12 protein-coding genes are annotated in these 11816 nt (G+C 35.8%); 2 read left to right on the forward strand and 10 right to left on the reverse strand.

All coding sequences use genetic code 11. The annotated features are described in order from the left end of the window. Positions 1–5 precede the first annotated feature (5 nt). Positions 6–1316, reverse strand: coding sequence for a DEAD/DEAH box helicase (locus MHH96_RS21385; RefSeq protein ID WP_047941279.1), 1311 nt, complete (start codon positions 1314–1316; stop codon positions 6–8). Positions 1317–1581: 265 nt separating this feature from the next. On the opposite strand from MHH96_RS21385, the gene vrrA reads away from it, so the two are divergent. Continuing rightward, positions 1582–2172: a VrrA/YqfQ family protein gene (gene vrrA / locus MHH96_RS21390; protein ID WP_053215612.1), complete on the forward strand. Its 591-nt coding sequence runs from the start codon at positions 1582–1584 to the stop codon at positions 2170–2172. A gap of 235 nt (positions 2173–2407) precedes the next feature. Next, positions 2408–3349 (forward strand): 4-hydroxy-3-methylbut-2-enyl diphosphate reductase, encoded by a 942-nt coding sequence (locus tag MHH96_RS21395; protein ID WP_095322363.1) that lies wholly within the window; start codon positions 2408–2410, stop codon positions 3347–3349. A gap of 106 nt (positions 3350–3455) precedes the next feature. On the opposite strand, the gene MHH96_RS21400 is transcribed toward MHH96_RS21395, so the two are convergent. From MHH96_RS21400 to MHH96_RS21440, 9 genes are all read right to left on the reverse strand, one after another. Next, positions 3456–3581, reverse strand: a complete 126-nt coding sequence (locus tag MHH96_RS21400; protein ID WP_321198277.1) for a hypothetical protein — start codon at positions 3579–3581, stop codon at positions 3456–3458. 362 nt (positions 3582–3943) lie between these two features. Then, the gene (locus MHH96_RS21405) at positions 3944–5059 is read right to left on the reverse strand and encodes a Nif3-like dinuclear metal center hexameric protein (RefSeq protein WP_095258977.1); all 1116 of its coding nucleotides are present in this window, start codon (positions 5057–5059) and stop codon (positions 3944–3946) included. Then, the gene (locus tag MHH96_RS21410; protein ID WP_095258978.1) at positions 5046–5756 is read right to left on the reverse strand and encodes a tRNA (adenine(22)-N(1))-methyltransferase; all 711 of its coding nucleotides are present in this window, start codon (positions 5754–5756) and stop codon (positions 5046–5048) included. The genes MHH96_RS21405 and MHH96_RS21410 overlap by 14 nt, the downstream gene beginning before the upstream one ends. A 22-nt stretch (positions 5757–5778) precedes the next feature. Further along, positions 5779–6321 carry a hypothetical protein gene (locus MHH96_RS21415; protein ID WP_341117989.1) on the reverse strand — a complete coding sequence of 181 codons (543 nt, stop codon included), beginning with the start codon at positions 6319–6321 and terminating at the stop codon, positions 5779–5781. A 142-nt stretch (positions 6322–6463) separates the two neighbouring features. Continuing rightward, a complete protein-coding gene (rpoD, locus tag MHH96_RS21420; RefSeq protein WP_047941284.1) occupies positions 6464–7588 on the reverse strand; it encodes an RNA polymerase sigma factor RpoD in 1125 nt (374 codons plus the stop codon). Between the two features lie 39 nt (positions 7589–7627). Then, the gene (gene dnaG / locus MHH96_RS21425) at positions 7628–9442 is read right to left on the reverse strand and encodes a DNA primase (protein ID WP_144545167.1); all 1815 of its coding nucleotides are present in this window, start codon (positions 9440–9442) and stop codon (positions 7628–7630) included. Between the two features lie 40 nt (positions 9443–9482). After that, on the reverse strand, positions 9483–9944 hold the full coding sequence (locus MHH96_RS21430; RefSeq protein WP_082138269.1) for a YaiI/YqxD family protein: 462 nt from the start codon (positions 9942–9944) through the stop codon (positions 9483–9485). 376 nt (positions 9945–10320) lie between these two features. Continuing rightward, positions 10321–11151, reverse strand: coding sequence for a pyruvate, water dikinase regulatory protein (locus MHH96_RS21435; protein WP_047941286.1), 831 nt, complete (start codon positions 11149–11151; stop codon positions 10321–10323). Next, on the reverse strand, positions 11144–11794 hold the full coding sequence (locus MHH96_RS21440; RefSeq protein WP_047941287.1) for a helix-turn-helix transcriptional regulator: 651 nt from the start codon (positions 11792–11794) through the stop codon (positions 11144–11146). The genes MHH96_RS21435 and MHH96_RS21440 overlap by 8 nt, the downstream gene beginning before the upstream one ends. Positions 11795–11816 lie beyond the last annotated feature (22 nt).

Raw genomic sequence — 11816 nt, forward strand, 5'->3', positions numbered from 1 at the left:
TTTCCCTATTTTCTTCTACTCTTAATACGCTTTTCTCTCTTTTTAATTGTTTCTACTTGCTGCTGCATTTTCTTCTTATAGCCCGGTTTCACTTTTTTCGGTTTTTTGACAAGAGATTTTGCCTTTAAATCAATTTCATCTACTTGTTTTTTGCGGTTTTTTCGACGATTGCGATCATCTAATTCAATCCACTCACCCTTTTTTAGATCCATATGCTTAAATTCAACGCCAAGTTTTTCTAATTGATTAAGTTTGTCCTCATCGGAAGGCTCATAAATCGTTAATGCTATACCTGAATAACCAGCTCTGGCCGTTCTACCAACACGGTGTACATAAAAATCTAAGTCTGACGGAAGCTCATAGTTGATAACATGACTGATTCCTTTAATATCTATTCCTCTTGCTGCTAGGTCTGTTGCCACAATATATTGAAACTCTAAATCAAGAATTTGTTTCATTACTTTTTTACGTTCACGAGGTGTTAAGCCACCATGAATTCTAGCAACTTTAAGACCTTTACTTGATAAACCATTTGCAACTTCATCACACATCTGTTTTGTATTCGTAAATACAATAGCAAGATAAGGATTAAAGCTTACTAATGCCTCATATACCGTTGTAATTTTATCTCGATGTCTAGAAGGAATTAACACATGTTCAATTTTTGCTGCCGTTAACTGCTTTGGCTCAATATGAATAAAGGTTGGATTTTCTAAATATTTCTTTAAGAAAGGTTTTAATTTCTCAGGTATTGTTGCTGAGAAAACAAACATACTTAAATCCTTAGGCATTTTTGCAGCAATTTGATCCACATCTTCAATAAAGCCCATATCTAGCATCAGATCTGCTTCATCGACAATAAGGATTTTTGCTGTATGCACAAATAATGCTTGCTCATTGACAAGATCATTAATTCTACCTGGCGTTCCAACAACAATTTGTGGCTGCGTTTTTAATTTTTCAATCGAACGTTGTTTATCCGTTCCCCCAATAAATAATCGCGAAGAAATCGGCTGATCAGAATGCTTCGTAATTTTCTGTATTTCTTGGTAAATTTGATTAGCCAATTCTCTGGTCGGCGCTGTAATAACTGCTTGCACTGCTTGCTTTTCCGGATTGACTTTTTCAATGATTGGCAAAACATAAGAATGCGTTTTGCCTGTTCCTGTTTGTGACTGACCAATGGCGCTTTCCCCTTTTAAGATAAGTGGAATGACCTTCTGCTGAATTTCTGTCGGTTCATAAAAACCTAATTCATCAATTGCATCTATAATAAATGGTTTTAATTCATATTGGTTAAATAGATTATTACTCATATAAAAACTCCTTATTAGCCAGATAAATGAGTGTGCACAGATTTGACATTTACCTATAGCTCTTTTGTCCATCATTTAATTATAATAAAAAATCGCTTAAAAGGCTATAACGTGCACCCTTTTTATTTTTACCAATGTATTTTACTCTATTTCTAGCTTTTATCTTTCTTTTGCTAGCTATCCAGATTTTCTGTTAAAACCTAAACATATTAGTATCTGTTGCATATTCTATAAAGTAGTATAAGTGAAAGGAGGCGTTTTAAATATGATGCCACCAAGACAGCGTGGACCGTTTCAAGGACCGCCAATGGGCGGAAGAATGCCAGGAATGAGAGGTCCTTCAAATTTTCCTGGCGGACCGATGGGGAGAGGTGCAATGCCTAGCAGAGGAAATGGCGGAGGCGGAGGACTATTATCAAGATTACTTGGAGGAGGCAATAATGCTGCTGGAGCAGCTACGAATGCTGGAGCAAGAAGTGCCGCTTCTGGAGGCGGTGGATTGCTAAAAACGTTAACTAACCCTTCCTCCATTAATGGATTTTTGGCTAATTCTCAAAAATTCCTTAATACCGCAAGCCAAATCGGTCCCATGATTAACCAATATGGACCAATGGTGAAAAACATCCCTGCGATATGGAAAATGTATAGAGGACTAACAAGTTCAAATAAGGAGACAGAAGAGACAGAAGTAACGGAGCAAAAGACAAGTAAGGAAATAAATAAAAAAACTACTAGCAAACCACAAACTAAGAAAAAAATTAAAAATCCCGAAACAGATCATCATGATTTGGAAACAGAAACAGAATCATTACCAGAAAAAACTACTGGTGCCTCAAAACCAAAACTTTATGTATAAATTCGGCTGGCCATAACTAGCAAAACCATTCAGTATATTTGAATTGGATCGGTTTTTGCTTCAGTTGGTCAGTATTTTTTTATCCTTTTTTGGCTAACTTATTTTCCAGACACTTATGCTTTGTAAACCTCCCTTATGTTATATATAATAAACATGTTATATTATAAAGGAAATAATAGTATCTATAACTTAATATATTTGTTATATAGTAGGATCATGCAGGAGGAATCGGAGAATGAAAGTTATTAAAATTGCACCACGAGGTTATTGCTATGGTGTTGTTGATGCTATGGTAATTGCTCGAAATGCTGCTTTAGATAAAACATTACCTCGCCCCATCTACATTCTAGGGATGATTGTTCATAATAAACATGTAACAGATGCATTTGAAGAGGAAGGTATTATCACATTAGATGGAGAAAATAGAAAAGAAATATTAGATAAAGTTGATTCAGGAACAATCATTTTCACTGCCCATGGTGTATCACCAGAAGTCCGCAGAATAGCGAAAGAAAAAGGGTTAGTAACATTGGATGCAACCTGTCCAGATGTAACCAAAACTCATGATTTAATTAGCGAAAAGGTTAAAGAAGGTTATTACATCATTTATATAGGAAAAAAAGGCCATCCGGAACCAGAAGGAGCTGTTGGTGTCGCTCCACACGCCGTCTCACTAGTAGAGACACTTGAGGACCTTAGCGGCTTAGAAATTAACCATGAGAAAATCCTTGTAACAAACCAAACAACGATGAGTCAATGGGATGTAGCTGATTTAATGGAAAGCATTAAAGAAAAATTTCCACAAGCTGAATTTCATAAAGAAATCTGCTTAGCAACTCAAGTTAGACAAGAAGCTGTTGCTAAACAAGCAGGTGAAGCAGATGTATTAATTGTGGTTGGCGACCCTAAGAGCAATAACTCTAACCGATTAGCACAAGTTTCCGAAGAAATTGCCCATACTACTGCTTATCGCATAGCAGACATCTCAGAACTCAAGCTAGAATGGTTGAAAGGAGCGAGCAGTGTGGCAGTGACTGCTGGTGCATCGACTCCGACTCCTATTACGAAAGAGGTAATAAATTTTCTAGACCAATACGATCCAGAAGACGAGAATACATGGCAATTTGAAAAGAAAGTTCCTTTAAATAAGATTTTGCCGAAAGTTAAGGCAAAATAATGTATAGAACAAGCGCTCTCTTCTTTAAATGGAGTGCTTGTTTTTATTTTGGTACATTCTCTCTTTATGAACGCTTGTTTTCTTCCTTCACTGGTAATTTCGGCGTTCACCCCCTTTTATGAACACCACTTTGCTCTCTTCCCTCTCCGATTTCGGCGTTCATTCCTTTCATGAACGCATTTTGCTCTCTTCCCTCTCCAATTTCGGCGTTCACCCCTTTCATGAACACCACTTTGCTCTCTTCCCTCTTCGGTTTCGGCGTTCACCCCTTTTATGAACACCACTTTGCTCTCTTCCCTCTCCAATTTCGGCGTTCACCCCTTTCATGAACACCACTTTGCTCTCTTCCCTCTCCGATTTCGGCGTTCATTCCTTTCATGAACGCCATTTTGCTCTCTTCCCTCTTCGGTTTCGGTGTTCATCCCTTTCATGAACACCGCTTTACTCTTTTCTCTCTCTAACTTCGGCGTTCAACTCCTTTTCAGCGTTCCCCCTTGAAAAACGCCCCTTGTATACTTTCTTTACAAAGAAAAAAGCAGACATTCCCTTGGTCTGCACTCCAAAAGTTTGTCCGCTTTTTACCTTGAATCTAGATTATACAAATGTAAAAGGATCGGTGTGAGTTAAGGAAGGGAAAATTTCCACATCATAGCCTTTCTCATCACACATCCTCTTTAAAACTTTTGTTACACCATTCTTCATCACTTTTTCAACATTGTGTCCTGGATCAATAATATTTAGTCCCGCTGCTTGGGCATCATGGGCAACATGATAATACATATCCCCTGTAATATAGACATCTGCCCCTTTCATTAAAGCATGTGAATAATACTTATTGCCGTCTCCACCTAATACTGCTACTTTTTTAACTCGAGAATCTAAATTCCCCACTACACGTACTCCATTTACATCAAGGACTTTTTTGACATGGTCAGCAAATTCTCCCAGTGTTGTCTCTTCTACTCTTCCAATACGCCCTAATCCTAACTGCTCTCCTTTTATCTGTAAATCATAAATATCATAAGCCACTTCCTCATATGGATGTGCCTTTACCATTGCTCTTACTATTTTCTTTTCTTTCGAAGCAAGATAAACCGATTCTATCTTGACTTCTTCTACTTGCTCCAGCTTATTAACACTTCCTATATAGGGAACAGCTCCTTCCAATGGCTGAAATTCTCCAATTCCTTCCGTCGAAAAAACGCAGTGACTATAATTCCCTATTGATCCTGCGCCTGCATCGCCAATCGCCTTTTTCACTTGTTCTACATGTTCTTTCGGGACATATACTACTAATTTCTTTAATTTTTCTTCATAAGTAGGAACTAAAACTTCCGCATCCTGAATGCCTAGAGCGTCACTTAAAAGGTCATTTACCCCGCCTTTTGCAACATCAAGATTCGTATGAGCAGCATATACAGCAATATCATTCTTAATTAATTTATGCATTAATTTTCCTGCAGGATTGTCCATTGTTATTTTAGAAAGAGAGCGAAAAATAGGAGGATGGTGAGCAATGATTAAATCCACCTTTTTAGATATTGCTTCTTCGACTACCTCATCGAGAACGTCTAGAGCAATCATAACACGTTTTACTGGCCTACTTAAGTCTCCCACCTGCAGCCCGATTTTATCTCCTTCCATTGCATAAACTTTAGGGGAAAATTGTTCAAATAAAGATATTATTTCATAACCATTAATATTCTTCATTGTTTATCACCTCATCCACTAATTTTATCTTATTCTGTAGTTCGGTCCGTTTCTGCGTATTTTCCACTGAGTCAGGTGCAGATTCTAACTGATCAAGAATTCTTTGCCAGTTCTTTTTCTCAAGCTTCCATTTTTTAACGAATGCTGCATCTTTTTCTTTCATTAAAAATGGTCCAAATAATAAGGCTCTTTCTTCGGATAAAGATGGAGATTCCCCTTTTTCCGCTACTAGAACCTCGTATATTTTCCCATCCTCTTCTAAAATTTCTTCTGCCACTAAAGTCCAGTTATTTTTTAATAGCCACTCGCGAATTGAAAATGCACTAATATTGGGCTGGAGGACTAGTCTCTGCACAGATTGTAATTTATCTTTTCCATTTTCCAAAATAGATGTAATTAATGCCCCTCCCATTCCTGCAATGGTAATACAATCTACTTCATTTTCTCCAATTACTTCTAAACCATTTCCTTTGCGTACAGATATTTTCGAAGTTAAACCTTCTTGTTTTACTTGTTTAATCGCTGATTGATATGGTCCTTCCACCACCTCACCTGCAATGGCAGACTGAACCTCTTTTCTTTTTACCATATAACATGGCAAATAAGCATGGTCTGAACCAATATCCGCAAATTTTGAATTTCTAGGTATGTATTTAGCAACGGTTTCTAATCGTTTTGATAATCTATCTGTATTCATTATATCCCCCACATTTCAAGTTCTAGTTAAACATATACTTGGATACAACAAGTATGACTAATAAAAAGGCTCCAATATAAGCAGAAATCGTAAAATATAGCAGTTTATACCTTTTACCGCATATATACCAAAATAAACAATTAAGAAATAAAATGATATATAAAAATATTATTTCATTTACAAAAAAGTATAAAACAAATGCTACACTGAATAAAAGAAAAATAATAGCAGCAACAGTGGCTGGGATATCTACATTTAACTGTTTTTTATTATACAAAAAAATACCGACAAAACAAAAAATCAGAAAAATTAGTGAAATAGCCATTTGCAAAATAAAAGACAATTCAGTAAAATATAATAAAAATATAGTTATTGGGATGAAAGAAAAAAATAGTAAAGAAGAAAGCAAGAAACCCCTTCTTTTTTTACTAATTGTATTTTCCTCTACCCCATTACCTTCAGTATATAGGGTAAGTAAATAATCACAATAATGTTCTGGAAGCATTTTATTTTCTTTCCAATAAGCGATTTCCTTAACAATAATCGTTTTTCGCTGATCTTGCATTTTTAAGTATCACTTCCTGTAGTTTAAATTAAGTAAACCAAGAAAAAATAAAACCTTAAAAAAAAGAAATAGCCACTTCTTACAGGAAGTAAACTATTTCTTTATAGGATCGTACTTGAAGACCACTTAAACCTTTGGCAACTTATTCTAAGAAATCTTTTAATCGTTTGCTTCTGCTTGGGTGTCTTAACTTTCTTAATGCTTTTGCTTCAATTTGACGAATACGCTCACGTGTAACACCAAATACTTTACCAACTTCTTCTAGTGTACGTGTACGACCATCGTCTAGTCCAAAACGCAATCTTAACACATTTTCTTCTCTATCTGTTAGTGTATCTAATACATCTTCTAATTGCTCTTTAAGCAATTCATATGCAGCATGCTCTGAAGGAGAAGTAGCATCTTGGTCCTCAATAAAATCGCCTAAATGGGAATCGTCTTCTTCACCAATCGGTGTTTCTAAGGAAACTGGCTCTTGAGCAATTTTTAATATCTCTCTTACCTTATCTGGTGATAAATCCATATCTTCTCCAATTTCTTCTGGAGATGGTTCGCGGCCAAGATCCTGTAGTAATTGACGTTGAACACGTATCAATTTATTAATGGTTTCCACCATATGAACAGGAATACGGATTGTTCTTGCCTGGTCGGCAATTGCACGCGTAATTGCTTGACGAATCCACCATGTTGCATACGTACTAAATTTAAATCCTTTTTCATAATCAAATTTTTCAACAGCTTTAATTAAGCCCATGTTACCTTCTTGGATTAAATCAAGGAATTGCATTCCACGGCCAACATAGCGTTTGGCAATACTTACAACTAAACGTAAATTAGCTTCTGCTAAACGACGTTTTGCTTCTTCGTCACCTTGTAAAATACGTTTTGCTAGGTTTATTTCTTCTTCTGCTGAAAGCAAATCAACTCTTCCGATTTCTTTCAAATACATACGAACTGGATCATTTATTTTTACACCTGGGGGAACACTTAAGTCATTTAAATCGAATTCTTCCTCCCCTTTAGCGAGTTCTTGGACATTTGGAGCTTCTTCTTCTCCATCACCAATTAATTCGACTCCCTGATCACCTAAAAATTCGTAAAACTCATCCATCTGGTGTGAATCTAATTCAAAACTAGATAATTTCTCCGCAATATCATCATATGCGAGCACACCTGTTTTCTTACCTACTTCTGTTAATTGTTCCTTTACCTGATCAAGGGTTAGTTCCGTTTCAATCTCTTTTGAACGGGCAGACTTTTCAGCCATATGTCCCCCTCCTTCCAAAAAATCAAGACAATAATATACCTATTTTAACGTTTTTTCTAATAATAGAACTTCCATGCCAATTTGTGCAGCTTTTATATAGTCATTTTGACGTTCTGCTTCTTTAAGCATTTGTTTTTTTTCCTTTATTTCAAGCAGTTTTTCATAATTAGTAACTTGTTTCATATAATCACTAATTTCTAATTCACTTACCTCTTCATTCACTTCCATCATTTCGATCTCGGCTACAATCCGCTGCAAATCTGGATCATCAATAAAATTCATAAATGAACTTGTATCAGTGCCTAGACCCTTTTCATAAAAAGCAAGGAGATAAGTAAAAATTGCTTGATGTTCATCAATATTAAATGCTCTTCCCTGTAATGAGCTTTGCACTTTGTATGCAATATCCTCACTTTTAAACATATGTGCAAGCAGTCTTTTTTCTGCAGTATGATATGCGGGTAATAATCCGGCTGCTCTTTTTTTTACTGTATATTGTTTTACAGGAACAACCGTTTTTTCATCAACATATTCATTTGGACTTGATTGTTCCATCTGCATTTCCTGCTGCTTTAATGCCTCTAAAGATAGCGAAAATTCATCCGCCAGTTGTCTTAAATAGAGGTCTTTTTCAACCGCCTTATCCAGTTTAGCAATTTCTCCTATTACTTCTTCTATATAGGCGAGTTTATCTCCTTCATTTTGAAGATTTTTCCCTCTTCGATAGTACAGCATTTTAAATCCCATAAAAGGAATACTTCCATGAAGAATTTCCTGCTGTAGTTTATCTTCCCCAAATTTGTTCACATAATCATCAGGGTCCATTCCATCTGGTAACATTACTACTTTAACAACACAATTAGCCTTAGTAAGAAGCTGTCCTGCACGAAAGGCCGCTTCTATCCCTGCTGAATCAGAATCATAACAAATCGTTATATTTCGCGCGTTTCTTTTTAGAATTGCGATATGCTCTTCCGTTAAGGACGTACCCATTGTCGCAACACTATTTTCCACTCCCGCTCTATTAGCAGCTATAACATCTGCAAACCCTTCAAATAAAACAGCTTGTTGTAGCTTCCTTATAATCGGCCTTGCTTTATGAAAATTGTAAAGTGTATTGCTTTTATTAAAAATTGGTGTTTCGGGACTGTTAAGATATTTGGGATTAATATCCCCTAATGCACGTCCCGAAAACGCAATTGTGTTACCATTTCGATCACTGATTGGGAAGATGATTCGATCGCGGAAACGATCAAAATATTTTTCATCCCTCTCACTTTTTACAATCAAACCAGCTTTTTCTAGTAGTGAAACATCGAATTTACGTTTCCCTAAAAACTTCACAGCTAAATCCCAAGAGTTTAATGTATAGCCTATTTGGAACTTTTCAATAATAGGTAATGTAAAGCCCCTATTAGTTAAATATTCCAATGCGTGCTGACCATCCTTTGTATTTACGAGCAAATGATGGTAGAATTTAGATAATAATTCATGTGCATCAATCATTTGCTGTAAATCATTGGGGATAGCTGGTTTTTTTTCCAATTCATTGATTTCAATTCCTAAATCAATGCTTGCTCTGTCTGCAAGACTTGTAGCTACTTCTACAAAAGAAGTGCCTTCTAAATCCATTAGAAAGGTAAATACATTTCCACCTGCATGACAGCCAAAGCAATGGAATATCTGCTTATCTGGCGATACAGTAAAAGAAGGTGTTTTTTCGCCGTGAAAAGGACAAAGACCGATGAAATTGCGCCCTTGTCTTGTAAGGGATACATGTTCTCCAATGATCTCTACAATATCAGTTGCCTGTTTAATTTCATTAAGTTTTTCTTCAGGAATGCGCGCCACCATTTTCTAACACATCTCCCTACTTATTGCCTACTTTAATGAATTATTCGACGTGTCCAGTCGAATCTCCTTCATTTTTCGACAAAATCCTTATAAAATTTCTTCTAAATTTTTGTCGATCCTCCTCTGTAAATGGTTTAGGCCCTTTTCCATATACCCCTTTTCGCCTTGCTTTAGCAGATAAATAACGCATATCTAATGCAGTATTTATCGTTTCTTCCTCATAGATTACTCCTCTAGGTGAAAGAACAGTAACTTGCTTTAGCAATAAAGTGGAGGCCAAGCCAATATCTTGAGTCACGACAATATCCTGTTTCTTGGTAGCATTCATAATAAATAAATCAACAGCTTCTTTATCACTATCCACATATTTCCATTTTTGTCCGTCATTCTCCCGCTTCATATGGGCGTAGGAAGCAACGAACTGCAATTCATAATGATAATAAGAAGCTATTTCGACAATATCTTCTTTTACAGGACAGGAATCAGCATCAACATAAATCATGTGTTTTCCTAATGTACTATTAATTCTACATCACTCCACATATTCCTTCTTCCTAAATTATTTTTTCACGAAAGAAGTAATGTCGAAAATTTTTTTATCCCTTCCCTTGACTTCTCACAATAAATAGTTTATTCGTAATAAGCCAAGTCTAAACCTAAAACATGATACTTTTTTATCACAATTTTTTATTATAGTATAAATCAGCTTGAAATTCCATCTTTTTTTATCTATGATTATTCCTTTTAGATCATACTTGAACAAAAAATAAAATATAAGGAACTTCTCTGTTGGATAATAAGTATAAAACAGCCATAATGAAAAACTTGATTCTACTTTGGAGAACCAAGTCTTTACCACTTATTTTTATAAGAAAAAACTAATTATCTGCATTATACTTGGAGCGATAATATAAATTGTGTATAATATTTGCTGTTTCTTCCACTGCTTTATTCGTAACATCGATAACCGGGCAGCCGATGCGATTTACGATATCATCAAAATAGGTTAATTCTTCTTTTATTCTTTCAATTTGCGCATAGCTTGCTTGATCACTTAAACCCAGAGAAATAAGGCGCTCTTTTCTAATATTGTTTAATTTCGTCGGGCTTATTTTTAAGCCAAAGCACTTACTTGCTGGAACTTGAAAAAGTTCTTTTGGCGGATCAACCTCTGGCACGATTGGAACATTTGCCACTTTCACTCTTTTATGTGCCAAAAATTGCGATAAAGGTGTTTTGGATGTTCGTGATACACCAATTAAGATAATATCTGCCTTTTCTAACCCTCTTGGATCCCTGCCATCATCATATTTCACAGCAAATTCTATTGCTTCTACTTTTTTAAAATAATCTTCATCAAGTTTGCGGACAAGCCCTGGTTCATATAAAGGCGTCTTTCCCCATAAAACTTGGAATTGATCGATAATCGGACCAATTATATCACAGGCGTATACGCCTTCTTGGCGAGCCAATTCACTCATATAATTGCGAACTTCTGGTTTAACAAGCGTATAAGCAATCATCCCATGTTCCATTTTAGCTTGCATAACTACTTCATGTATATTCGATTTATCTTCCACAAACGGGAATCTTTTAATTAATACATTTACGTTATGTCCAGAAAATTGGCTAATTGCTGCTTTTGTTACTAGTTCAGCTGTTTCACCAACTGAATCAGATACAACATAGATAATTTGTCTTTCAGTCATTATGTTCCTCCACAATTCCTTTACGATTGTTAGACAAGTCTACAAACGCTCTAGTAATATTTGTTTTCGAAACTCTTCCGATTACAAGAAGACCATTTTCATTTTTTTCTACAACTGGAAGTGCATCTATTTCGTGATCCATTAACTTGCAGCCAACATCTACTAAAATCTCTTCTTTAAAGCAATATGTGACATTCGGCATTCTTGTCATAATAATCGCGACAGGCAAAGAGTTTAACTCTTGTTTACCAATGCTTGCCCGTAATAGATCTTTGCGGGAAACAACTCCAGTTAATGTGGAAGCTTCATCAATAACAAAAATAGTTCCAACATCTTCTGTGAACATAATGACAATGGCATCATAGACAGAGGAATTCTCGTGAACAACTACTGGATGTGAATAATAATCTTTCACAAGGATATTACGGATATTATCAATTACTAGCCGCTCTGAGTTCTTGCCTGTATAGAAGTAGCCTACACGTGGTCTTGCATCTAAAAATCCAGCCATTGTTAATATCGCTAAATCTGGTCGAAGTGTAGCTCTTGTTAAGTTTAATTTATCCGCAATATGCTCGCCCGTTATCGGCCCATTTTCTTTTACAATTTCAATAATTTTTTCTTGACGTTTATTCAGTTCGATTTCCTATTCACCACCTTCATTT

The organism is Niallia sp. FSL K6-0212 (assembly GCF_038007605.1).
GTDB lineage: Bacteria > Bacillota > Bacilli > Bacillales > Cytobacillaceae > Niallia > Niallia circulans.